The organism is Saccharibacter sp. EH611 (assembly GCF_009834765.1).
GTDB lineage: Bacteria > Pseudomonadota > Alphaproteobacteria > Acetobacterales > Acetobacteraceae > Saccharibacter.
The window spans coordinates 196,977-222,209 of the sequence record NZ_WVHP01000022.1 but is presented as its reverse complement, the minus strand read 5'-3'; the positions used below and the strand labels follow the sequence as shown (position 1 = coordinate 222,209).

Sequence of the window (25,233 nt, the reverse complement as noted above, 5' to 3'; positions counted from 1 at the left end):
TATGAACGCTTCCTCCACAACAGCCCCACGCCATAGCGATGTCCTCATTGTCGGCGCGGGATGGGCTGGATGCATCATGGCTAAAGAGCTGACCGAAGCGGGGCTTTCCGTCACCATTTTAGAACGCGGAGAGGATCGCCATACGGCCGAAACCGGCGCTTACCCGAACTCCATTGATGAGCTTCGCGGCAGTGTGCGCAAGCGCCTGTTTCAAAAGCTTTCCCGCAACTCTTTAACCATCCGCAATAGGATCGACCAAACAGCACTACCTTATCGCCAGCTTGCCGCATTCCTCCCCGGGGAAGGTGTGGGTGGGGCAGGGCTTCATTGGTCTGGCTGCCATTTTCGCGTCATGCCGGATGATTTACGTCTGCGAAGTGCCACGATTGAACGATATGGGAAAAAGTTCATTCCTGACGATATGACGCTGCAAGATTTCGACGTCACCTATGACGAACTTGAGCCGTTCTTTGATAAAGCAGAGAAAGTCTTCGGCACCTCAGGGGAAGCCCATATGGTGCAAGGAAAGCCAACGGGAAACGGCAATGTCTTCGCCCCCAACCGTTCGTCTCCCTTCCCTCTTCCTCCTATGGAAGACACTTTCTCAGCCGCACAATTTCGCGCAGCAACGCAAGAGCTCGGCTATCATCCCTACAGTATGCCTGCCGCCAATGCCTCCCGCCCTTACACCAACCCCTATGGGTGCCAGATGGGCCCTTGTAACTTCTGCGGCTATTGCAGCGGGTATGACTGCTTTCTTTATTCTAAAGCCTCTCCCAACATCAATATCCTCCCCGCATTGCGCCGCGACCCGGGCTTTACCCTTGTTCCACAAGCACAAGTGCTCCGTATTACGCTGGATCAAAGCAAAAAACGCGCCACCGGGGCGGTCTATGTTGACCTGAACGATCACCATGAAAAAACTATCTCAGCCGATCTTGTGATCCTCGGGGCCTTCCAACTCTATAACGTGCATCTCATGCTGCTGTCGGGCATCGGCACTCCTTACGATCCACACACAAACACCGGTACGATTGGCCGTAACTTCTTTTATCAGACCATTACAACCTCGCGCTTTTGGCTCCCCAAAAACCGCTATACCAACCAGTTCGTCGGGGCGGGCGGTGCTGGTGTGGCCATTGATGACTTTAACCAGCCCGACTTTGACCGCGGCCCACATGGTTTTATTGGTGGCTCCCCGCTTTGGGTCAATCAAGCCGGCGTTAAGCCGATTGCAGCCGCCTCTGCTGGAGGCGGGAAAGGTCGTCCACGTTGGGGAGCGCAGTATAAAAGCGATATGATCGAGACCTATAAACACTCCCTCAGTGTTGATGCCCATGGCAGCAATATGACTTACCGCGATGTGTATCTCGACCTCGACCCCACTTGGACGAATGCCTATGATCAACCGCTCCTACGCATGACCTTTACGTGGAAAGATAACGATGTCCGCATGAATCGTTATGTCGTCGATCAGCTCAAACCGATCGCCCGTGCCATGGGAGCCACGCGCACCGAGCTGAACATGCTGGACTATAACCAACCCTTCGATAGCCGCCTTTATCAAACCACCCATTTAGGCGGCGGTGCGATTATGGGAAGCAACCCCCGCACCAGCGCACTCAACCGGTATCTGCAAAGCTGGGACGTGCCCAATGTCTTCGTGATTGGGGCCAATGCCTTTCCCCACGGGCTCGGTTATAATCCTACGGGACTGCTGGCTGCCTTGGCCTATTGGTCTGCCCATCATATTCGCACAACCTACCTCAAATCCCCCGGCCCCTTGGTGCCGTCATGATGCAACGGTATCTTTCTTTCCTCAGCTTTTATACGCTTATTGGTTGGCTCGCCTTTTCACCCGCACACGCCGAAGACACCCCGTCCATTGCCCATGAAGTCCCCGCTTCTTTAATGGAGCAAGGCCATTATCAAGCCATTTTAGGGGATTGCATGGCATGCCATAGCGCCCCGGGACGCCCTGCTTATAGCGGAGGCGTGCCCTTTGCTCTGCCGATCGGCACGATTTACGCGACCAATATTACACCCGACCCCATTCATGGGATCGGCACCTATACAGAGGCAGACTTTGCCCGCGCCATACGGCAAGGGATCCGCAAAGATGGCCGCACGCTTTACCCGGCCATGCCCTATCCGTCTTATGCTCGGCTCAGTGACAGCGATATTCACGCCCTTTATGTGTATTTCCATCATGGCGTCGCCCCGCAGCCCGTCTCTCCCCCGCCCAACCGCCTGACATGGCCGTTATCTATGCGCTGGCCCCTGACTTTCTGGCGCTGGTTTTTTGCACCAAACGTCACAAAAGCCCAGCAACGCACAGCCGCGGAATTTACCGACCCAGTGCTGGCACGCGGTGCTTATCTCGTCGAGGGAGCTGGGCATTGCGGTGCCTGCCATACGCCACGCGGCCTCACTATGGCCGAAAAAACGCAAACAGCGCAGGGCGGCTCCTCTTTTCTCTCAGGTGGTGGTGTTCTGGAGCAATGGGTTGTCCCCTCCTTACGCCAAGAAAATCGCACAGGCCTGGGGCGGTGGCACGAAGACGATATTGTCGCTTTTCTTAAAACCGGTCGTGCGCCCACAGGGGTCAGTTTTGGCAGTATGACCCCTGTGATTGAACACAGCACACATGCCTACAGCGACAGCGACCTCCACGCGATCGCCCGTTTTCTACAAACCCTCACGCCTGCCACTCTGCATGAAAAAGAATGGCAGTATGACCCATCAAGCCGCGATGCCCTACAGCGCGCTGACCTCTCAGAGCGTGGCGCCCAGCTTTATATTGACCGATGCGCGGCCTGCCACCGCACCGATGGTCGCGGTTATGGCACTGTTTTCCCTCCTCTTGCAGGGAACCCTGTCGTGCTGAGCAAAGACCCAACATCGCTCATCCATATCATCAAAGAGGGTGATACCATGCCAAGCCTATCAACGGCACCGTCTTCTTTCTCCATGCCGGGGTTTAAGAAGACATTAAGCGATCAAGATATCGCCGATATTACACGTTTTATTCGTCATGCTTGGGGCAATAATGAATCTGGGGTACAAAAAGAAGATGTTAAAAATATTCGTAGTGGAAAATAGTATTTTTACATGATTAATACTAAAAATAGTGTCATTAAAAATATTTTAAATAAATGATATTTAATATATGAATGATGATTTAATACGCTTTCTGAAAATAATTCTCTAGGTTGGGAAAACTGTTTCTAAGACTGTAGCACTACAGGAACACGCACCACCATGAATGCCATTGTCATTACCGCACTAAGGCGACCACTGACCTTCGTGGTCTTGTCGATCCTTATCCTGATGTTCGGTATCATGTCTGTCTTTAAAACCCCGACAGACGTGTTCCCAAATATCAAGATTCCGGTCGTTGCCGTCGTTTGGACCTATGGGGGCATGCTCCCTGAAGAGTTTGCCGGCCGTATTATCTATAACTACGAGCTTATGGTGACCTCCACCGTCGAGGGCATCGAACATATGGAGTCCAACTCCTATTATGGTCGCGGGATCGTCACGATCTTCTTCCAACCGGGCTCTGAGATCGGGGAGGCTGAGGCCGAAGTCACCGCTATTTCCCAAACGGTGATCAAACAGCTCCCGGTCAATATCCCTGCACCCATGATCATGCGTCTTGATGCATCGTCTGTTCCGGTGATTTCGCTTCAGATTACCTCTGATAAGCAAACACCGTCAGACTTGTACAAACTGGCAATGATTCGTGTGCGACCACTCCTTGTAACGGTCAGCGGCTCTGTGGTGCCCCATCCTTATGGTGGGATGGACAGCTTCGTCATGGTCACCCTCAACCAGCAGCAGCTTCGCGCCCATCATCTTTCAGCGATGGATGTGCAAAATGCTATGCACAACCAAAATATTGTGCTCCCAGCAGGGGATCAAAAGATCGATTCTGTGGACTGGATGGTGCAAACAAACGCCACACCGAAATCAATGAAAGCACTGGGTGATATTCCCGTTAAGCGCGTTGGTAATGCGGTTATTTACGTCCATGATGTTGCTGATGTGTATCGTGGCGGACATCCACAAACCAACCTCGTGCTCGTTAAAGGCCGGCAAGGGGTGGAAGTTGTCGTCATGAAAAGTGGTGACGCCTCTACGCTGGATGTGGTCGCCGGGGTAAAGCAAACCCTGCCACGCCTGCGCGCTGTCTTGCCTAGCGACGTCAAGGTGAGCATTCTTTCCGATGCCTCCACCTTCGTGAAAGATGCCATCCATGATGTGGTGCGTGAAATGGGCACAGCGGCCTTACTCACAGGCATTGTCGTGCTGCTCTTCCTGGGGTCGTGGCGCTCCACAGTTATTATCGCCACCGCTATCCCACTCTCTATTCTATGCTCTGTCATTGGGCTCGGCTGGGCAGGACAATCCATCAATGTGATGACCTTGGGAGGGCTCGCTCTCGCCGTTGGGATCTTGGTGGATGATGCGACGGTCATGATCGAAAATATCGACACCCATCTGGAAATGGGCAAAGACCTTGAGACCGCCATCATTGATGCGGCCAATCAGATCGTTGTTGCGACGTTCGTCTCAACCTCCTGCATCTGCATTGTCTGGCTTCCACTCTTTGAGCTTGATGGGGTTGCGGGCTTCTTGTTCCGCCCGATGGCAGAAGCCATTATCTTCGCCATGATAGCCTCCTTTATTTTGTCTCGGACACTCGTCCCAACGATGGCAAAATACCTGCTCTCTGCTCATAATACTGAAGAGCATGGTCATGCGGCTGCCCATCCCAAACGTGGGATCATGGGCTTCTTTATCCGGTTCCAAAAAGGGTTCGAAGAAAAGTTTGAAGCCTTCCGCAACAGCTATAATGACTTTCTGAGCCGTTGCGTGGCCGCACGTGGCCTATTCGTTGGCGTCTTCTTAGGGCTCTCCGTGCTCTCTCTTGGGCTTTACCTCGCTGCTGGACGCGACTTCTTCCCAGAAGTAAAATCCGGCGCACTGCAAATGCACATGCGCACGCCACTTGGCACACGTATTGAAGTCGCTGGGCGTATTGCCGCACTAACAACCGACCGCATCCGGCATGATTTGCCCGGTCAGGTGGAAGAAGTGGTGAGCAACTGCGGCCTGCCTGAAGGGCCCCATAACCAAGCCTTCATCCCAACGCCTTCTATCGGTACGCAAGATTGCGACCTTACGATTGCGCTTAAAAACGAAGCCTCACCGGTCTGGGATTACCGCTCTATTTTACGCAAAGATCTTTCCGCACAGTTCCCCGGTACGGTCTTTACCTTCCAGCCGGCAGACCTCACAGCGAAGATCTTAAACTTCGGCTCACCAGCACCGATTGATATTCAAATTAACGGGCCCGACATTGGCGATAACTATGCGTATGCACGCCATATCGTTGGCCGTTTGCGTCATATCCCCGGTGCCGCTGATGTCGTTATTCAGCAAACCATGAAGACCCCGACCCTTATGATTAAGGGCAACCGAACCTTCAGCCAGGCAACAGGCCTGACCGAGGCAGACTTGGCCAATAACCAACTGATGACCCTATCGGGCTCCAGCACGGTTGACCCGCAATTCTGGCTCGATCCGGCTAATAACGTCACCTTCCCGCTCAATACCTATGTCTCCCAAGATCAGCTCACTCATCTGAATGACCTGCTGACCGTTCCGGTCGATAAAGGCGACGGGAACCCAACAGGGAAAGGGGATCAGCTCCTTGGAAGCATCAGCACGATCGTTCCCACTGGAACACCAGGGGAGGTCTCTCACTTCAATTCCATGCCAGAGATTGACGTGTATGTGTCCACAGAAGGATCAGACCTCGGCTCTGTTCTCAAAAATGTTCAGCAAGTCATCAAGGATACGAAGCAGCTTCTCCCCAAGACCGCTGCAACCGAAATTCATGGGGCAGCCGTCACCATGTATAGCGCGTATTCACAGCTCATTTTAGGCCTGCTGGTCTCTGTTTTTCTGATCTATTTGCTGATCGTGGTGAACTTCCAATCTTGGCTGGATCCCTTCATCATTATTACCGCCCTCCCAGGCGCGTTGGCGGGCATTGCATGGTCTCTCTTCCTCACAGGCACGCAGCTATCTGTGCCGGCCCTCACAGGAGCCATCATGTGCATGGGTACAGCTACAGCAAACTCCATCTTGGTGGTCTCGTTTGCGAGTGAACGTCGGGAAATCCACGGCAATGCTCTCAAAGCCGCGATTGAAGCGGGGCATGGCCGTATCCGCCCCGTGCTCATGACGGCGCTTGCCATGGTCGTAGGGATGGTTCCAATGGCTATCTCAAACTCCACCAACGCTCCCCTCGGGCGCGCGGTCATTGGGGGGCTACTCATGGCAACTCTGTCTACTCTTCTTTTTGTCCCTTGCGTTTACGCCATCATCCATAACCGTTCTGCGCGTCATCAGGAGACTGTCTAATGGCTATCACGGCTCGCACACGTAACGTTCTTATCGGCGCGGGTGTCTGCGTCCTTGGCCTCTATATTGGCAGCCTCGTGGTGGGGAAAATTCATCACGCTGCCACGCTTCACACCGTGGCTGAAGAAAACGCTGTCCCTAATGTCGCTGTCGTCATGCCTCATCATGCCAAATCAAAAGTCGAGCTCACACTGCCCGGCACGATTGACGCGTGGTATCGCGCCCCGATCTATCCGCAGGTCTCTGGTTATGTGACGATGTGGTATAAAGATTACGGGGCCACCGTCCATAAAGGCGATGTTCTGGCAGAAATTAACGCCCCTGCTCTGGACGCCCAATATGCCCAAGCGAAGGCGGACTTAGACGCTGTCACCGCAAAATACCATCTTGCCGTTGTCACCGCGAACCGCTGGCGGGCAATGGGACGGTCACAGTCCGTGTCTGGCCAGTCTGTCTCCGTTGCTGAAGCCAATGAACAAGCTGCCGAAGCTAAAATGCAAGCCGCTCAACGCAATGTGGATCATTTTGAGGCGCTGGAGAAATTTAAAACCATCGTTGCCCCTTTTGATGGGGTCGTCACATCCCGCTCTATCAGTGTTGGGGACTACGTCAATAACGGCGGTGGTGAGCTGAATGCTACTGGCTCTGCGTCCGAGCTCTTTACGGTAGCAGATACCCATAAGCTGCGTTTGTTCATCTCTGTGCCAGAAATTTTCTCTTACATCTTACAAGATGGGCTGCAAGCCGAGGTCAGTGTGCCGCAATATGCCGGGCAAAGTTTTAAGGCCACCTATCTCACCACATCTCGTGGATATGACCTCAATACCCGAACAGCCGTTGCTGAGTTCACGATGGACAATGATCAGCAAAAGCTCTGGCCCGGGACATTCGCCTCTGTGTCCTTGAAGGCTCATAATACAGCGGCCAATCAGCTTGACGTGCCAACAGGCACATTGGTTTTCCAAGAGAAAGGCATGCAGGTCGTCGTCGTGGATGACCACAACCATGCTCATTACCACAATGTTCAAATTGGTCGCATGGCTGATAGCTCCACAGAAATTGACGCTGGGTTGAACGCAACAGACCATATCATCAACAACCCGCCTGCCGATTTATTAGAAAATGACGTGGTTCATGTGGTCACGCCAGCGCGTGGGTATAACGAAAGCGGCTGGCAAGAATCCGGTGACGAGGACTAATTCATGGCATTGACATCATTTTTTGGCCATCGCACGGCTCTTAAAGGCGTCTCTTTGCTGGCCATGATTGGGCTGGGGGCTTGCGACTTGGCCCCCGCCTATAAGCCCCCTCATTTCGTGGTGCCTGATAGCTGGCATGGGCAAGCGCCTTTCGCGCCAGCCGCACCAGCAGACGCGACGCTACCAACCAATTGGTGGACTCTTTTCCACGACCCGCTCCTCGACAAACTTGAAGACCGCGCCACTGCTGAGAATGGTGACCTTCAGGCTGCAGGAGAGCGCTTTCTCCAAGCGCGTTCTCTCGTCGCCCGTGCCCGCGCTGATCTTCTGCCTCATCTCAGTTTAGAAGCAGGTGGGTCAGATAATAAACAATCCTCTGACCGTCTCTTCCGTAATGGTGCCACGTTGGTACAAACGCAGGAAGAATATGGAGGCCTAGCCACATGGGAGCCCGACCTTTGGTCGTCTATCCGCAACCGCGTACGGATTAATCGCCAAGCGGCTCAAGATAGTGCCGCTCAATTCGCCATGGCCCGGCTAAGCCTGCAAGCAGAGTTGGCCTATGACTATATCCAGCTCCGCGGCTATGATGCGCAAATTGCGATTTACCAACAATCCATCGCCTATTATCAGCGCGCGTTGCGCATCACCCAAAACCAACTGCAAAATAAAGCAGCGCCTAGGCTCGATCTTGCGCGTGCTCAAGCACAGCTCTACAGCACACAAGCAGCGCTGTATGACATTCAAGCAGCACGCCAAGTCACGGAACATGCTCTCGCGGTTCTGACCAATTCGGCACCCTCAAGCTTCCAGATCGCCCCTGTTCAGGCGCTCGACTTTAAGCAACCCTCCATCCCAACCGGGATTCCATCCGGGTTGCTCCAACGACGCCCTGATATTGCAAGTTCCGAACGTCGTATGGCCGAAGCAAACCGGGCCATCGGGATTGCACGCGCGGCTTTCTACCCCCACTTCTCCCTCAATGCTGATGGTGGGTTTGAAGCAAACGGGTTTAAACTGGCCAACCTTGCCAATTCACTTTGGACTTATGGCGCACGCATGAACTTGCCTCTCTTTGATGGCGGCATCCGGCGGGCCGAGCTCCAGCGCACATGGTCGTCTTACCGTGAAATGCGCGACAGCTACCGCGCGACTGTTCTCTCCGCCTTCCGAGAAGTGGAAGACGGCCTGTCACGCACGAACCGTCTCAATGCCGAAAACCAAGCGCTTGAAAAAGCCGTTGAGGCCAACCTCGCCTCTCAAAACATGACCATGACTCTCTATCAGGGCGGTGTCGGTACCTATCTTGATGCCATCTTCAGTCAGGAAAATACGCTACGTTCACGCATTACGCAGGTTGAGGTCGCAACACGCCTTTACCAAGCCGATATCAGTTTAGTCCGTAGCCTTGGTGGCGGATGGAACGTCACGGCCCTACCAACAATGGGAGAAACCAACTCTGTTGGTGCATTCCAATATGGAGGCCTCCACCACGCACGCAGCGTTGGAGATATACATAGCTCAGAACATCCTGAAAATTCTGAAAACCTCACCACTCCAGCGCCTGATATTGACGGGCGCGGCACAAACGCTGCTTTACGCCCTCTACCAACCGGCGCATTTCACTAAAGCGCGCTTTCACACTCATGGCACATTCCTCTCTGTGTCATGAGTGCCTTTCTTCTTAAGACATGCTACAGCAATCCCACGGTCATATTTTGTCATTTCCACAGCGGCATTGGATGTAGCCATGATCATACGCCCCGCCTTGCCTCATGATATTGATGCGATTACAGCCATCTATAATGATGCCGTGCTCACAACGACCGCCATCTGGAATGACAAACCCGTTACGGTTCAAAACCGATTAGATTGGTTGTATGCTCATCAGAAAGCAAAAATCCCTGTTCTGGTTGCCGTTGACCAAGACCAAACTGTCATGGGTTACGCCACTTTTGGGCCATGGCGCAATTTTGACGGGTTCCGGCACACGGTAGAACATTCCGTTTATGTTGAAAAAACGAAACGTGGACACGGTGTTGGTCGCAAACTTCTCGAGGCCCTCATTGATCAAGCGCATTCGAACCATAAGCATGTCATGGTTGCCGCGATTGAGTCGCGTAATACGGCCTCTATTCAGCTCCATAAAAAATTAGGGTTCATACAAACAGGCCATATGCCCGAGGTGGGCGAAAAATTTGGTCGCTGGCTTGATCTCACCTTCCTACAACTCACCCTGTAACAAGAGGCTTTATGCACCACTATTCCCCTCTCTCATGATTTCTGTATCAAACCGCCCATTTCTCCTATATATCCTCCTTTTCTTTGCCGCCTTTGCCCTGCGCGCTACAGCTTTTGGAACGCCCTTTTTTGCTTCTGATGAAGAATTTTATCTTTTTGTTGGGGGGCGTATTCTCTCAGGCGATCTGCCTTTTGTTGATGTGTGGGATCGCAAACCGATCGGTATTTTTCTCCTTTATACCGTCTTCCATCTTTTTGGTGAGTGGCGCTTCTGGGCTTATCAAATTGGTGCAACACTCAGTGCCGCTTTAACGGCCATTTTTATTATGCGCTCCGCACGCATCATTGCCCCTCTTGGTGGCGCTTTCATCGCTGGCTTTCTTTATCTCGGCTGGATTAATGTTGCCCATGGTGGTGGAGGGCAAACACCCATCTTTTATAATGCTCTTATCGCCTATGCTCTCTATTTGATGATAAGAAATATCGATAATTTTGACAAAAAAACTATAAATACTGTTGGTATTAACGTAATGGCTCTTTTTGGAATTGCCATTCAGATAAAATATACGGTTGTTTTTGAAGGGATTTTTGCCGGCCTCTACCTTATCTATGCGTTATACCGCCATACAGGGCGTATATCTGACTTCGCTAAGTCTATTCCACTATGGGTCGGCACGGCTCTTCTGCCTACACTTATTGTTTTTCTCTTTTATGTTTCACTAGGGTACGGTCATCAATGGTGGTTTGCAAATGTTGAATCTATTTTCCTGAGAGAAAAAATAGAAGCACGGCCCAATGAAATATATATGGCTTCTATCTCAGCCTTCCTGATTACTCCACTTGTTTTGCATATTATTTTTGAAAGAAAACGGGATAAGAAAGAATATTTTATTCTTTTATGGTCTCTCTCATCATGGTTTGGTGTTTTTATTGTTGGAGACTACTTCAAACATTACGTTCTTCCCCTCTTTGTTCCATTTTTTATTGCCTTTGCACCATTATGGACATCACGTATTGGAAAAATATATCTCTCGCTATCAACACTTATCGGCATTTTCATCGGCGAAAAGGTCATTTATCATTCCAGTCATAAAGAAAGAACTGAAGTGATGTATGATATCCATCATATTATCACACAGAAACCAGGATGTTCTTTTGAGTATAATGGCCCCTCTTCTCTGCAAGATGTACGCCCTTACTGTCACATAACACCTTTTCTTTTCCCCGGTCACTTAAATGCTACACATGAAAGAAACGCGATTGGTGTTAATCAAGCATTTGAATTAAAACGCGTCTTTTCTCAAAATCCACTTTATATCATAGATACTATTTCTCATAATTCTGACCCCAATATAAGTGTACAAAACACAGAACTCTTTAAAAAAGAGATCTCTCAGAAATATACTCCCGTATATATAAGCAAGCCTTATAAAAAAGAGGATCAGATTATTCTTTATCGACTAAAAAAGCCATAAATTTATTATACCCTTGATTTTATTACAGTCTTAAAATGAGTGTGTTGTTAACAGCACACTCATTTTTTTATGTCTTATATCTCTCTTAAACAGTTTATCCCAATAAAAATTTGTAGTTTAATTAATTTACTATGTAATATAGTTGATATATGAAAGTTTGATTCACTATGCGCTCTCACTTTCCTCTCACATGGCTCAGCTTATCAAGCATATCCCTCGTAATAGCATCATCTGCCTGTGCAGACACACCACACCATCACGCTGCCATCCTAGCAGGCCATGAGACCCTCTCCGTCCGTGCACACCCTGTCCGCCGTGGCACGCAAGAGGTCTTGTCTCATAAATTGATGGAGCAACAAGTACCCGGAACCAACCCTCTCAAAACCCTCGCGCAACTTCCCGGAGTGCAATTTCAATCGGATGATCCTCAAGGGCTCGATACCTATTCAAACCAGCTTTACATACATGGTTTTACACAAAACGATATCGGTACGACCCTTGATGGCATCCCACTGGGGGAGCCGACATTCCGTAACTATAATGGGTTAAGCGCCTTGCAAGCCATTTCTTCTGAAAATGTGGAGCGGCTTGATGTCACCCAAAGTGCTGGGGCTGAAAGCACACCAAGCACCAACAATCTTGGCGGCTCCATCAACTATATTTCAGCCAATCCAAAAGAGAAAACGGGCGGAACTGTTTCCCAGACCTTTGGCAGCAACGCTCTGTTCCACTCTTTCTTCCGTGTTGATTCAGGGCACCTTAATGATACGGGGACGAAATTTTTCGTCTCTTATATGCGCAACCAAGGGGAAAAATGGAAAGGCGGTGGGGATCAATTTGTTCAACAGGTCAACGCCAAACTTGTTCAACCCATCAATCAACACAGCCAAATTAGTGCATTCTTTGATTGGGATGCCCTGCAAATGGTCAACTACCAAGACTACACCCCTAATTGGCTTAAAAATAACGGAACAAAACTCGATAATTTTTATGGCACACCAAACGCATGGAGCAATGCGTATAACGCCTCACAAGGAATATTCCCCTCATCTTATAAAGGGATTAACGACCCCAAAGACGTTTCATATTATGACAGCACCGCCTCTTCGAGCGACCTCTTTGGAGGCATCACCGCTGACCTTGCCCTAACCAATAAACTGCGCTGGAAGACAACCTTTTACGGTCATGAAGAAACAGGCCACGGCACCTATGCCAACCCTTATGCATGCCGCGATGCCTCTGCCTCACCATGCCCTGCACAGGATGATACCATACAGCTCAACGGAAGCCGTATTTTCGAGCAAGTGCGTAAACCCGCTCTTGAACGTTTTGGTGGTATAACCTCGCTCAATTATCACATCGCCCATCATGCCCTTTCAGCGGGGCTATGGTATGAAAACAATCATTACACCTCGTACGAATATGCTTATCAGCAACCTCTCCCCGGACAAGGCGCACCGCTAAATCCTTTTGGCAGCTTTAAAAATGTTCCAAGCCGCACGCTTTGGGGGCAAGAGTACAATACCAACAGCTTTACCGCCTTTGTAGGAGATACCTACCATCCGCTCCCTTCACTGGAGATCCATGCCGGGTTTAAGTCGCTCCTCAACACGACACGGGTCGGTCATGCAACGAACTGGTCTCTACGTTTCCCCAGCTTGGCGACTGGAGAGAGCCTGACCACAGCTAAAGCGTTTCTCCCCCATATCAGTCTTGATTGGCATTTTCTCCACCGTCATGAGCTGTTTGTTGATATTTCAGAGAATGTGCACGCCTATCCGCAGTCAGGCTATAACTCCAGCAATTCCCCCTTTGCTGTGTCACAAGCGGCCTATAACGCCACCCGCAACACCCTCAAGCCAGAAACCGCGTGGACATTCGCAGGCGGCTATCGCTATACCTCCCCACAATTACAGGGGAGTTTGTATCTTTACCGCACCAACTTTAATAACCGCCTCCAGCAAATCTTAGCCAATACAGGGGCCGGTGCGCTGCTCACCAACAACACCACAACAGTGCAGAATGTGGGCGGTGTAACGATGAATGGTGTGGATGCTTCCGTGACCGTCTCTCCGATTGAAGGACTCTCACTGTTTAACAGCATCAGCTATAGCCATTCGACATATGATCAAAACATCCGTAGTGATTCCACCACCTACGCGACACGTGGTCAACAGGTCGTCGCTTATCCTCGCTTTATGTATAAAGCGCGCCTCGCCTATGAATGGCATCATTGGCAGGCCTTTGTGGATGCCCAATATTACGGGCGCCGCAGCTTTTCTTATACAGGGGACTTCAAGCTCCCCTCGTATTGGATGAGCGATCTTGGGCTTTCTTACACGCTCCATGATGTCAGTCTGGGAGCATTAAAAGCGGTGTCTGTTCATCGCCTCGTCTTCTCGTTCAATATTTATAACCTCGCCAACGTCAAATACGCGTCCACCATGGGCCAAAATGGCTTCACAATGAATAATGCAGGCGGAGCAGCCCTGAACAATCAGTCGATCCTTTTGGGAAACCCACGGCAATTTTTTGGCTCTGTTCGGGCTGAATTCTAATCCCCCATAGAAAAAGGGCCTCCCCACTCTCGTGGGAAGGCCCGATCCTATCACTGAGTTCCACCACAGGAGATAGGATTAAGGAGTCACATCGCTAGAAACGACATTAATCAGCTTCTGATTAACGAACTCCTTAATACCCAAGCCAACAAGCTCACGCCCAAAACCGGAACGTGCGACCCCACCAAAAGGCAGATCTGCTGTTGGGACAACAGGACGGTTTACATACACCATCCCAGTGCGAATCTTAGAGGCCACGCGCACGCCGCGCTGCTCGTCTCGTGTAAAGACAGAACCACCTAGACCAAAGGGTGAGTCATTGGCGATACGGATCGCATCATCTTCGTCCTTTGCACGATAAAGCTGTGTGACAGGGCCGAAGAACTCCCAATGCCGGGCTTCTGAGTTTTCTAAATTCGTCAGCAGAACAGGCTGGAAGAAAGCACCTTCTTTGGGGACAGGTGCGCCAATAACCTCGACCTTAGCACCTTCCTCTTGAGCTTTACGCACCTGCTCAGCTAAGTCATCGGCTGCCCCTTGAGAGGAAAGCGGCGCCAACGTCGTGGCAGGATCCATCGGATCACCCGCTTTAAGGGCCGCAACGCCTTCTTTATACAGCTCGACAAAGCGATCATAGAGCGCATCAGCAACGATCATACGCTTAGCCGATACGCAGACTTGGCCTGCGTTCCAATGACGCCCGAACACAGCCCATTGCACCGCTTTTTCAAGGTCAGCATCATCGAGCACGATAAAGGCATCGGCACCGCCAAGCTCCATCGTTGCTTTTTTGAGTGACTTACCAGCAATGCCAGCCACAATCGCACCAGCCCCTTCAGAGCCTGTCAGGGCAACACCGCATACGCGGGCATCGCTCAAGATCATCTCGGTATGAGGGCGCGCGGTGTAGAGATTTTGGAACAAGCCTTTAGGAGCCCCAGCTTCCAGCATCAGCTCTTCCATAATCGCAGCGCATTGCGGCAGATTACTTGCATGCTTCAAAATAACCGCATTCCCAGCGGACAGCTGAGGCGCGACAATGCGAACCACCTGATAAAAGGGGAAGTTCCACGGTTCAATCGCCAGCACAATGCCTTGTGGCTCATGCACCATTGTCGCCTTGCCATCTTCAGGCTTCGCAACCTCAAGAGGCTCATCCTTGAGCAGAGCCTCAGCATGTTTGGCGTAATATTCCAAAATTTCAGCAGATAGAATGACTTCCGCCTTCGCTTCAGCAAAAAGCTTACCCATCTCCAACGTGGCAAGACGCGCATATTTATCAATATCACGACGCAAAATTGCACCCGCTTTGCTCATCAGCTCAGAGCGCTGTGCAAAAGAGGTCTCACGCCAATTTTCGTAAGCGCTATAGCCATCTCTCAGTGCGTTTTGCACGTCCTGATCTGTTGCTTCAGGAAATGTTTTGATGACTTCATTGGTAAACGGGTTGGTTGTTGCGTAAGCCATAAGTGACCTCATGAGCCTTTCAAGAAAAAGGAGCTGTGGCAGATCCCGCCTCTGCCACAGACATAAGATATGTGATGATTAAGCAGCGGTTTCTAGGATCTGACGGCTGATTTCTAACGTAATGTCTTTATGCTCACCCAGAGCCGTCATGCCGTGCTGCTCAAGCTGCCCAACAATGGCGGTAATCCCATCTTGCCCAATGTCATAACCAGACAAGCGCGTTGGCATACCAAGGCTTTCAAAGAAGGATTCTGTCTGAGCAATCACCGCATCAATGCGCTCATCATCGGTGCCTTCTGTCAGGTGAAGAACCCGTGACGCATATTGCAACAGCTTTTCACGCTTGCTGTCACGACGCACCTTCAGCAGAGCCGGGAAGACGACCGCGAGTGTGCGTGCATGGTCGATATGATACTTCGCCGTCAACTCATGGCCGATCATGTGCGTCGTCCAATCCTCAGGCACACCCGCACCGACAAGGCCATTGAGCGCCTGTGTGGCCACCCACATCATATTAGCCCGCACATCATAATCTTCTGGAGCATCGACGATTTTACCGCCAATTTCCAAGATGCTGGACAAAAGCCCTTCAGCATAACGATCCTGCACCATGCCTTGGGCTGGGTACGTCATATACTGTTCCATGACATGAACGAACGAATCCGCCACCCCATTGACCACCTGACGCATTGGCAAGCTGTACGTACGTGTTGGATCCAAAATCGAAAAGCGTGGGAAAACCTTAGGGTTTGCAAAAAGAAGCTTATCACCTGTGGACTGACGAGAAATCACACTAATGGAGTTCATTTCAGAACCGGTAGCCGGCAAGGTCACGACCGTTCCCAAAGGAACAACCTCTTGCACAGCCTCGCCTTGGCTCGTCAGGATATCCCATGGCTCCCCGTCATATTTTGCAGCGGCAGACACAAATTTCGTGCCATCCATGACAGAACCACCGCCTACAGCGAGCAGAAAGTCGATCCCCTCAGAACGCACAACCTCAACGGCTTTCATGAGCGTTTCATAGGTCGGGTTTGCTTCGATCCCGCCAAATTCTTTGACGTTGCGCTGCCCCAAAGCCTGCCTAACTTCTGGCAAAGTTCCGCTCTTTTCAGCACTGGCGCCACCATAAAGCACCAAGACTTTAGCATGTGGAGAGAGTTGCTCATCAAGCTTAGCAATCATGCCTCGCCCGAAGAGAATCTTCGTCGGATTGTAAAATTCAAAGTTCAGCATTCTTTCCCTCTTTATTCCTTTAATAGACCGGTCGTCTTAAAGTCTCTTCCACAAGAACCCTCTACCGGCGTCTTCATCTCGATTTCTATGAACGCTGCAACAAGCTCTGCGTCGCGCTCAACGCCACGTCAAAGGGCTGTGACGTATGGGTCATCTTCATCATCAACGTCGCTCCAAGCCACATCTGATACATCGTAGCCGCCAATACAAAGGCGGATGTCGTTTGTGTAATGGAGCCATCGTTCTGCCCTTCAGAGATCACAGTCTCTAGCCGCTTGATCACCTCTGACGTTCCGACTTCTAGAATTGCCCGCATCCGTTCAGAAAGGTCAGAAACCTCAGCAGCAAGCTTCACAATCAGGCATTTATTTCCAATCTGGCCGTTAACATGAGTTTCCTGCCACCATTGGCAATAGGTCAGCATCTTTGCATAGCCATTCCCCCCTTCTCGACGGAAAAGCGCCTCCACATGCTGCAAATATTCTTCAACATACATCTCCAGCAATGCTTCACCGAAATGCTCTTTCGACGAGAAATAATGATAGAAAGACCCTTTAGGAATCGCGGCTGCTTCTAAGATTTGCGACAATCCAACGGCCGAAAACCCGCGTGCCCCAATAAGGGGACGTGCTGATCGTAAGATCGCTTGCTTTACCTGAAGATGTCTTTCTGTCTGGCTCATGAGGATTGTCTAACCTGTTCTAGACCGATTGTCTAGTAAAAATTAGACCGGTCGTCTCAAAAAAGAAAAAGCGGCCTTTCCGTGCATTAATCCACGCAATTCGTTAGCGTGCCCGCTTTCATACCGTGTTAAATGGATCATTATGAACCTCTCTTTTTCAATGCCTCTTGCTCTCCTCTCCCTTGGAGCGGCCGCATGGTTGGGGCCTCTGCCGTCTCGTGCTTTAGCCGATTCTCCTGCTCCTGATTGTCTGCCCCTGCAAACACTCACGCCCCCTACCCCCAATACAACCTCCCCACAGGCTCCATTTTTTATTGATACAACCGGGCTCAATGTTGCCACGCCCATGATGCCCCAACGTGACCCCCATAATCCGCTCTATCCCAAAGCAACCGACCTTCCCGATGAGCAACTTCCCCCGGCAAATCGCATCGGCAATTTTGTTTTAGGGCCCACCCATACGCCACCACACATTTGGGATACGGCCCAAACCACACCCCATGGGCGCATTGTTTCCTTCACGCTTTCCTCACAAGAAAGTCACGGCTATAGCCCCGGTATCACCCGCACAGACCCACTCGCTTGCCCACAAGGAAGCGGAAGTGAGCCTTACAGCCAACCGGGCGACCCGTCTCACCTCATCCTCCCCCATACAGGTTCGACAGACTGGACACGTCCCGTCGATCTATACATCCCTCACAATCTTCCTCGTGGGAAACCGGTTCCGTTTCTGATCTTTGGTGATGGTGGGGAAAATGGGATCTATCCGGGACGCGATCTTTTCGCTTTGGTTGATGTGCTCATCAGCCAACATCGCCTCCCTCCCATGGTCATTATTGGCGTTGGCTCCGGCGGAGGCGATGCGCAAGGCAGTGAGCGTGGACGCGAATATGATACGTTCTCGGGCGCTTATGCCGACTGGGTTGAGCATGAGGTGCTTCCACGCGTCGAAAAACACGGCCATATCGCCCTCAGCCATAACCCCGATGACCGCGCCACCATGGGCTTCAGCTCCAGCGGAGCGGCCGCTTTCGCGATGGCCTGGTTCCGCCCTAACCTCTACCATCGCGTGCTTGCTTACTCGCCAACGCTCGTCAATCAACAATGGCCTCATGACCCATCCCTTCCCGGTGGCGCATGGCAGCTTCACTCCCCTTGGGCTGGCGCTCCTCACGCACAGCCACCGCAAAGCGGTGCGGCTTTAGCCCCTAACACCGACCGGAAACCGCTGCGCGTATGGTATGAAATGGGCGATCAAGACCTCTTCTACCCCGTCCGTGCCCTTCCCGATGGGATGCATGATTGGGTACTCGCTGGGGAAAATATGGCGCGCGTTTTTCACAATAAACACTACGACTATCAGTTCGTTCTCTCACGCAACGCCAACCATGTGGATGGCCCTACAATCGAACAAACCTTACCAGAAGCCCTAGAATGGCTTTGGGCACCTAGCCATCACTGAAGACCACTTCTCACAAAAAGGGGCTCCCTAAAGAGCCCCTTTTCCACAGCTATAAAAAGCGCAATCCCTTAGAGCGGCAAGCTTTTCAGCACACCCTTCTCACGGATCTCTTGACGGAAGGCAACAATATCATCCTCCACTTTTTCTGTGAGCAGGTCACGCCAGCTGTCAAAGCCCGGAAGAGCCAACGAAGCCCGATAATCGTCCGAACGCGCAATGTTGCGTTGCTCGTCCGTCAAGACAGGCTCTGGTAAGTCAAAAGACTGACCATCTTCACGACGACCCCGCATGAGCTCCAGCTGTAAAGCAAGGAAATAGGCAACACGCGTATGGTCATGGTCGCGGCTCAGCACGCTCCGCACCGTTTCCGTCCAGAACACTTGTGCTTTAGAGGTCGAATCAGCCGCAATGCGCGCCACTTGATCCGCTAACGCCGGATTAGCAAAGCGATTAAGGATGGTCTGCTTATACTCACGCAGATCAACCCCTTCAGGGGCATGCAAGGTCGGGATCACGTCACGATCAAGCACCTCATCCACAAACTGACGCACCTTTGGTTCAGCCAGCACCTGATCAACCAACGGCACGTTCTGCAACATTCCCGCTGCACTGATAATCAAATGAGACGCGTTGAGCATACGGATCTTCGCATGTTCATAATCCGCCACGGCATCAGAAAACTGCACGCCGACTTTTTCCAGAGCGGGGCGCCCTGCTGCAAATTTATCTTCCACCACCCATTGCGTGAAATCTTCCGCCAACAAAGGCTCAAGATCATCAAGGCCGCTTTGCTGGTTGAGCGTCGCTGCCGTTTCAACAGAGACGCTTGGCGTAATACGATCAACCATCGCATTGGGGAACGTGACGTTCTGTTCAATCCAAGCCGCCAGCTCGCTATCAACAGCACGCGCATAACCCAAGAATGCCTTACGCGATACTTCACCATTTTGACGCAAATTATCACAGGACAGGATCGTCAACCCACCATGACCAGCATCACGACGACGACGCAGCCCTTCAACAATAAAACCAAACACCGTTTTAGGATGCGTTGGGTCTGCTAAATCCTCTTTCACAGGTGGGAAAGACAGGCGGAACTGACCCGTTGTCTCATCAATATTATACCCACCCTCTGTAATGGTCAGAGAAGCGATCTTCGTGGTTGGAGCAGCAAGAAGATCCAACACCTTTTCCGGCTCATGCGGTGCCAGAAGATAGTCACGTAACGCACCCATAACGCGGGTCCGGCGTGTCCCATCTGTTGCTGTTTCTGTCAGAGAGTACAGCCCATGCTGTGCCAAGAAATTTTTCGCTTTCTTCTCAGACTTCTCCCCAGCACGTAGCCCAACGCCAACAATTCCCCATTGTTGGGAATCTGGTAATGCTAAAGCACGATCAATATAATACGCTAAATGCGCACGAAAGAAGTTTCCCACACCGAAATGGATGATCCCCGGCGTAACGGCATCAAGCGCATAGGATGGCCCTGCAACATCAGCAGGAAGAGACGTAAGAGTGTCGTAAGTCAGCACAGCATCACCTCATAACAGTCAGACAGGCGAGATATAGGGAATAGCCAACACCACCGGTGCTCTCCCCCTGTTTAAGAGAGCACCGGAAACAGCACTGACATTAATGCGCTGCCTGTTGAGCGGCAATAATCTTCTTGAGCAAGGGCACAAGCTCATCAAGATGTTGAATACGGAACAGACCCGGCCATGACGGCGCAGGCTTATCAAGGTCACGCAGCAGCACACAGGCCATACCCGCACGACGTGCTGCTTCCACACCTGCATCGGAATCTTCAATAACGATGCAGTTCTCTGGTGGGATGCCCTCTTGCTTGGCCCCATACAGATAAATATCTGGGCGTGGCTTCGGCATATTCAGATCACGGCCTGAATGAATACGATCCACAGGTAAAAGCTTATCAAGCCCTGTGCAGGAGAATTTCGCTTCCATCTCCGCCATAGAGGAGTTCGACCCCACGCGGACTGGCAGCTTAAGCTCTTCTTTCACTGCACGCACCATGCGCTCGGCCCCGTCAATAGCAGGCGCTTTGGAACGCATCATATCAACGATGCGCTTTTGCATGATCATATCCCAGTCAGCAGGGAGCTTGTCACCCGTCTTCTCAGCGATCATTTCGCCAATTTTTGCGAGTTCACCACCACCGAAAAGCTTATTACCTTCTTCATCGGAGATATCCCACCCATGACTACGGGCATCTTCGGACATAAGAGCGGTTGAAAAATGCTCACCACCCACCAAAACGCCATCGCAGTCGAAAAGCACCATACGAAGTTCACCCTTAGGCTGAACAGCAAGCGGCGCATCTGCAGGGATTGGGAAGTTAACGTGTTCACTCATAGTACGCTCTCCTTCTTACCTTTATCTGAGGCAGCTAGATGTGTTTTTTACGTCTTTTGGGAAGCCTATCAAGAAGACAAAAGAGCGTCGTTCTTGAAATCTTCACAACGTTTCCTATACCTTGGAGCTCATTGAGAACCCCGCAAGATATAGGCGGAGTACGGCAAAAAAATGGATCGGGGGCTTTATCGACCAACCGATAGTAGGCTCTCCATTCATTGATGGAGAAAATGACGATGATGTTCTACGTCTGGATGGTGATCAAGCTTGTAACAGGCTTTGCCTTCATTATCACCTACCTCAATGTCTCAGGACGCAGCCAATTTTCCCAAATGAATGCCATTGATCTTGTGGGCAATTTCATCTTGGGCGGGCTCGTCGGCGGCGTCATCTACACCACGGCAATCCCATTTTATAAATATGTGCTCGCACTCCTTATCGGTATTTCCATCCTCCTTACGCTAAACGTCTTCTGCCGAAAATTCAATCTCTTCCGCAATGTGACCATTGGCCGCCAGATTCCGATCATCAAAAACGGTCGTTTTATTATGGAAAATATCCTTAATAAAAATAATAAAATCGACATGATTAATATTTCTTCACAAATCAATCTTCAGGGCATTTATTCATTTGATGAAATTCAGTTTGCGCAGATCGAGCCTAATGGCTCCGTAACCGCCATCTGCGATAAAGACAAACTGCCCTCCGTCATCGTCTGCTATCAAGGCGTCATCCGTGAAGACGACCTTGAAGATACCGAGCACAGCCGGGACGATCTGATTAACGACATGAAAGCCCACGGGATTGAAGACGTTGATGACGTCTTTCTTGGTGAGTTTCACAAAGGGCATTTTAAATATATCTGCAAAGATGGCACTATTCGCCCAACGCGTGCAGCCCTCAACAAGCATTAGATCTTCGTAAGGCAGTTTTTCTTCATCTGCCGCGCCAACCATTCCACAAACACCGAGACGCGCATTGGCCGTCGCGCATTTGGTGGTGTTAAAATATGCAATGCCGTCGGCGATGCCTGCCATTGGGGAAGAATAATTCCAAGGCGCTTCTGCTCTAGGGCGTGGTGGATCATAAAAGAGGGCATCACCCCCACACCACCGCCACTCTCCAACAGCGGCAAGAAAGCCTCTGCATTATTACTGACAAGGCGTAAGTTACGAGGTGTGATCGTGACGGCCTCCTCTTCCCCACGATAGAGGGTAAGCCGCGATGGCCTCACGTTCCCGGCCCCATACAGCACACTCATATAGGCCTCTATATCCCGCGGCGTGTGTACGTTCTCCCCATACTGCGCAATCCACTCTGGGCTTGCCACAAGGCAGCATGGAATGGTGGCAATACGCCGCGCCCGCAAAGACGAATCCGCCATAGCCGAAACACGCAGTGCTACATCATACCCATCGGCGACCACATCCACGGCGCGATCACTGAAGTCTATATCGAGCGTTATCTCAGGATATTGCTTCATAAAAAGTGGCAGAAAGGGTGCCACATGCTGGATGCCAAAGGTCACAGGCATCGAGATGCGAATGCGCCCATGTGGCGGGCCTGCCGTTTCCTGCAACGCCGCTTCCGCTGCGCGCCCTTCACTGAGCACGCGCCGTGCATGCTCAAGCACGGCCTCTCCCGCGGCTGTAAGAGAAAGCTGACGCGATGTGCGTTGAAAAAGCGCAATATTAAGCGTCTCCTCCAACCGTGCCACAGCACGCGACACCGTAGGACGAGACACAGAGAGATGCTCTGCAGCACGCGTAAAAGAGCGGTCTTCAGCCACCTGCGCCATAATGGCCCAAGCTTCAAAATCAGGCAGTAACGTCACAGTACATTCCTGAAAAACTAAGGTTCACTTCTGGATATGGCACAGCAACGCTTCTGGCACTACGTCTTCTTCAACATCTTTTCCTATAATGTGAGGGAGACCCCCAATGATTGAGATCCGCCCGTTTACGTCGTTAGGCCACGCTAACCATGGTTGGCTTAATGCCCACCATCATTTCTCTTTTGCCAATTATTACGATCCTGCACGCCTGCATTGGGGACGGCTCCGTGTTTGGAATGACGACCTCATCGCTCCACAGACAGGCTTTCCTACCCATCCTCATGCCGACATGGAAATTGTCACCTACGTGCGCAAAGGGGCGATTACCCATCGCGATACGGTCGGCAATGAAGGCCGCACAGAGGCTGGAGACGTGCAAGTCATGTCTGCCGGCACAGGCATTGCCCATAGCGAATATAACCTTGAGGACGAAGACACGCTCATCTTCCAGATTTGGATGATCCCCGACCAGCAAGGTCATAAGCCTTCTTGGGGACAACGGCCTTTCCCTAAAAAAAGTCGTGAAGGGCAGTTTGTCGCGCTCGCTTCTGGTTTCCCAGAAGATAAAGACACGGCTCTGCCCATTCATACGCCCGGCCGCGTCTTAGGCAGCACCCTTCGCGCTGGACAAAGCCTGACCTACAGCCTTAACCCACAGCACAAGGCCTATCTTGTGCCGTCCACAGGCACCATTGATGTCAACGGCCACCGCGCCAACACACGCGATGGTGTGGCCATTGAAAATGAAGAAACACTGACCATCACGGCTCACGATGATGCTGAACTTGTCATGGTCGAGACAGCCAGCTGACCATGTTTAAATGGGAAAACTGTTAAGCCTTAGATCGACGTAGCAACGGCTACGCTACGAGCGGACAGCCAGAAGAAGAAATAACCACCTTCTTCTGGCACCATACGAACGAGAGAGCCGCCTTCTCCTTCGCTTCATGCTCAGCGAAAGGACATAAGTCGCAACAATGGACGCTCAATAGGCGGGAAAGTCATCCATCGCAGCCCATACCCCCGCAAAAGAGCCTCTATTCTTTTTCACGCAGTAAAGCTCTTAGAGCCAACTCCAAAAACGCTCCCAGAATCCATCTTTTAAGTCGTCTTTACAGCGGTCAAACTGATGCTGATACAGACGTGCCCGCGTCCCCACTTTATCAGCGACATTAATGAGCCACGCCTTGGACGCATAGGTACGACGACGATAGCCGCCCCAACCATCATGATAGGCGAGATATTGGCGGGTCGCATCGGTTACGGGGACGTGATCAATCTGCCGTGTGTTGGTGATGTACCAATTCATAAAATTGAGCGCATCCGCAAAATTATCGCGGCTTCCACTCACACCAGCGCGACGCTCATAATCATGCCATACATCGGTCTTGGCCTGCGCATAGCCATAGGCCGTCGTGATATAGCCCCACGGGATCACCCAGAAAATATGCGTCCGTCGTGTATGGACATTGCTCCGAAAGCTGGATTCTTGGTGCATGATCGCCATCGGCACAGAAGACGGAATATTCCACTTGGCTTCCTGCCGCATCGCCGCATGATACCAGCCCCGTTTTTCGTGATAGATGGCGCACAGATCATTAGGATGGGTTGGCGGCGCTGTAGCACAAGCCGCCAACGCCGCCATCAAAGCAAGGCCAACCACCAGCCTTGCCTGACGCATCAATACAGGCATCGTTAATAATGCCTCACATCAGAACGGAATTTCGTCATCAAGGCTGTTATCGGCCGGGGCATCCCAACCACCGCCACCACCAGATGAACGCTGCGGCGCGCTAGAACCCCCAGTATTATTGCGGGCAGGAGCTTGCTGATCGTTATAGCCTCCCTGAGACGGGCCACCGCCAAAGCTGTCGCCACCGCTGCGTTGGCTATCAAGTAGCACCAGATCGCCACGGAAACGGCTAATCACGACCTCTGTCGTGTACCGTTCCATCCCCTGCTGGTCGGTCCATTTACGGGTCTGAAGTTCACCTTCAAGATAGATCTTGCGGCCTTTACGAAGAAAACGTTCGGCCACATCAGCTGTGCGCTCATTAAAAATAACGACACGATGCCATTCAGTGCGCTCACGACGTTCACCTGTGGCACGGTCTGTCCATGTATCACTGGTGGCCACCGTCAGATTGACAATTTTTGCCCCTGACTGCGTGTTGCGCACCTCTGGATCACGGCCCAAATTCCCCACCAAAATGACCTTATTGACGCTTCCTGCCATCCGCTTTGCTTCCATTTTTCAAAAAGATTGCATTATCG

The 25,233-nt window shown here is 51.3% G+C and carries 19 protein-coding genes; 11 read left to right on the top strand and 8 right to left on the bottom strand.

Annotated features, from left to right (window positions below; genetic code table 11):
* The first annotated feature begins 1 nt into the window (after position 1).
* From GS535_RS08175 to GS535_RS08140, 8 genes are all read left to right on the top strand, one after another.
* Positions 2-1,798 carry a GMC family oxidoreductase gene (locus tag GS535_RS08175; protein ID WP_160791966.1) on the top strand — a complete coding sequence of 599 codons (1,797 nt, stop codon included), beginning with the start codon at positions 2-4 and terminating at the stop codon, positions 1,796-1,798.
* Positions 1,798-3,102, top strand: a complete 1,305-nt coding sequence (locus tag GS535_RS08170) for a cytochrome c (protein ID WP_160791965.1) — start codon at positions 1,798-1,800, stop codon at positions 3,100-3,102. Before GS535_RS08175 ends, GS535_RS08170 begins: the two co-directional genes overlap by 1 nt.
* Before the next feature lie 159 nt (positions 3,103-3,261).
* A complete protein-coding gene (locus GS535_RS08165; protein WP_160791894.1) occupies positions 3,262-6,435 on the top strand; it encodes an efflux RND transporter permease subunit in 3,174 nt (1,057 codons plus the stop codon).
* Complete coding sequence (locus tag GS535_RS08160; RefSeq protein WP_160791893.1) at positions 6,435-7,634, top strand: efflux RND transporter periplasmic adaptor subunit; 1,200 nt, start codon at positions 6,435-6,437, stop codon at positions 7,632-7,634. Before GS535_RS08165 ends, GS535_RS08160 begins: the two co-directional genes overlap by 1 nt.
* A gap of 3 nt (positions 7,635-7,637) precedes the next feature.
* Positions 7,638-9,263: an efflux transporter outer membrane subunit gene (locus GS535_RS08155; protein ID WP_160791892.1), complete on the top strand. Its 1,626-nt coding sequence runs from the start codon at positions 7,638-7,640 to the stop codon at positions 9,261-9,263.
* Between the two features lie 121 nt (positions 9,264-9,384).
* Complete coding sequence (locus GS535_RS08150) at positions 9,385-9,876, top strand: GNAT family N-acetyltransferase (protein ID WP_160791891.1); 492 nt, start codon at positions 9,385-9,387, stop codon at positions 9,874-9,876.
* 34 nt (positions 9,877-9,910) lie between these two features.
* Positions 9,911-11,350 carry a glycosyltransferase family 39 protein gene (locus tag GS535_RS08145; RefSeq protein ID WP_160791890.1) on the top strand — a complete coding sequence of 480 codons (1,440 nt, stop codon included), beginning with the start codon at positions 9,911-9,913 and terminating at the stop codon, positions 11,348-11,350.
* Positions 11,351-11,517: 167 nt separating this feature from the next.
* Positions 11,518-13,908 carry a TonB-dependent receptor gene (locus GS535_RS08140; protein WP_160791889.1) on the top strand — a complete coding sequence of 797 codons (2,391 nt, stop codon included), beginning with the start codon at positions 11,518-11,520 and terminating at the stop codon, positions 13,906-13,908.
* 78 nt (positions 13,909-13,986) lie between these two features.
* Here the strand turns inward: GS535_RS08140 and GS535_RS08135 are convergent, their stop codons facing one another.
* From GS535_RS08135 to GS535_RS08125, 3 genes are all read right to left on the bottom strand, one after another.
* Positions 13,987-15,375, bottom strand: a complete 1,389-nt coding sequence (locus GS535_RS08135; RefSeq protein WP_160791888.1) for an NAD-dependent succinate-semialdehyde dehydrogenase — start codon at positions 15,373-15,375, stop codon at positions 13,987-13,989.
* A gap of 78 nt (positions 15,376-15,453) precedes the next feature.
* Positions 15,454-16,611, bottom strand: coding sequence for an iron-containing alcohol dehydrogenase (locus tag GS535_RS08130; protein ID WP_160791887.1), 1,158 nt, complete (start codon positions 16,609-16,611; stop codon positions 15,454-15,456).
* A gap of 85 nt (positions 16,612-16,696) precedes the next feature.
* Positions 16,697-17,293 carry a TetR/AcrR family transcriptional regulator gene (locus GS535_RS08125; RefSeq protein WP_160791886.1) on the bottom strand — a complete coding sequence of 199 codons (597 nt, stop codon included), beginning with the start codon at positions 17,291-17,293 and terminating at the stop codon, positions 16,697-16,699.
* 142 nt (positions 17,294-17,435) lie between these two features.
* Here GS535_RS08125 and GS535_RS08120 point away from each other — a divergent pair, with 142 nt between their 5' ends.
* Positions 17,436-18,755, top strand: a complete 1,320-nt coding sequence (locus GS535_RS08120) for an esterase family protein (RefSeq protein ID WP_160791885.1) — start codon at positions 17,436-17,438, stop codon at positions 18,753-18,755.
* Positions 18,756-18,823: 68 nt separating this feature from the next.
* On the opposite strand, the gene GS535_RS08115 is transcribed toward GS535_RS08120, so the two are convergent.
* Together GS535_RS08115 and GS535_RS08110 are read right to left on the bottom strand one after the other, a co-directional pair.
* Positions 18,824-20,287, bottom strand: a complete 1,464-nt coding sequence (locus GS535_RS08115) for a mannitol dehydrogenase family protein (protein ID WP_160791884.1) — start codon at positions 20,285-20,287, stop codon at positions 18,824-18,826.
* A 100-nt stretch (positions 20,288-20,387) separates the two neighbouring features.
* Positions 20,388-21,053, bottom strand: a complete 666-nt coding sequence (locus GS535_RS08110; protein ID WP_160791964.1) for an HAD family phosphatase — start codon at positions 21,051-21,053, stop codon at positions 20,388-20,390.
* Positions 21,054-21,361: 308 nt separating this feature from the next.
* Here GS535_RS08110 and GS535_RS08105 point away from each other — a divergent pair, with 308 nt between their 5' ends.
* Positions 21,362-22,039, top strand: a complete 678-nt coding sequence (locus GS535_RS08105) for a DUF421 domain-containing protein (protein ID WP_237442247.1) — start codon at positions 21,362-21,364, stop codon at positions 22,037-22,039.
* On the opposite strand, the gene GS535_RS08100 is transcribed toward GS535_RS08105, so the two are convergent.
* On the bottom strand, positions 22,036-22,959 hold the full coding sequence (locus GS535_RS08100) for a LysR substrate-binding domain-containing protein (RefSeq protein ID WP_370518150.1): 924 nt from the start codon (positions 22,957-22,959) through the stop codon (positions 22,036-22,038). The two genes, GS535_RS08105 and GS535_RS08100, sit on opposite strands and share 4 nt — an antisense overlap.
* Positions 22,960-23,065: 106 nt before the next feature.
* Here GS535_RS08100 and GS535_RS08095 point away from each other — a divergent pair, with 106 nt between their 5' ends.
* Positions 23,066-23,770 carry a pirin family protein gene (locus GS535_RS08095; protein WP_160791883.1) on the top strand — a complete coding sequence of 235 codons (705 nt, stop codon included), beginning with the start codon at positions 23,066-23,068 and terminating at the stop codon, positions 23,768-23,770.
* Between the two features lie 252 nt (positions 23,771-24,022).
* Here the strand turns inward: GS535_RS08095 and GS535_RS08090 are convergent, their stop codons facing one another.
* Positions 24,023-24,652 carry a hypothetical protein gene (locus GS535_RS08090; protein ID WP_160791882.1) on the bottom strand — a complete coding sequence of 210 codons (630 nt, stop codon included), beginning with the start codon at positions 24,650-24,652 and terminating at the stop codon, positions 24,023-24,025.
* Positions 24,653-24,670: 18 nt separating this feature from the next.
* Positions 24,671-25,195: a single-stranded DNA-binding protein gene (gene ssb / locus GS535_RS08085; protein ID WP_160791881.1), complete on the bottom strand. Its 525-nt coding sequence runs from the start codon at positions 25,193-25,195 to the stop codon at positions 24,671-24,673.
* Positions 25,196-25,233: the final 38 nt, after the last annotated feature.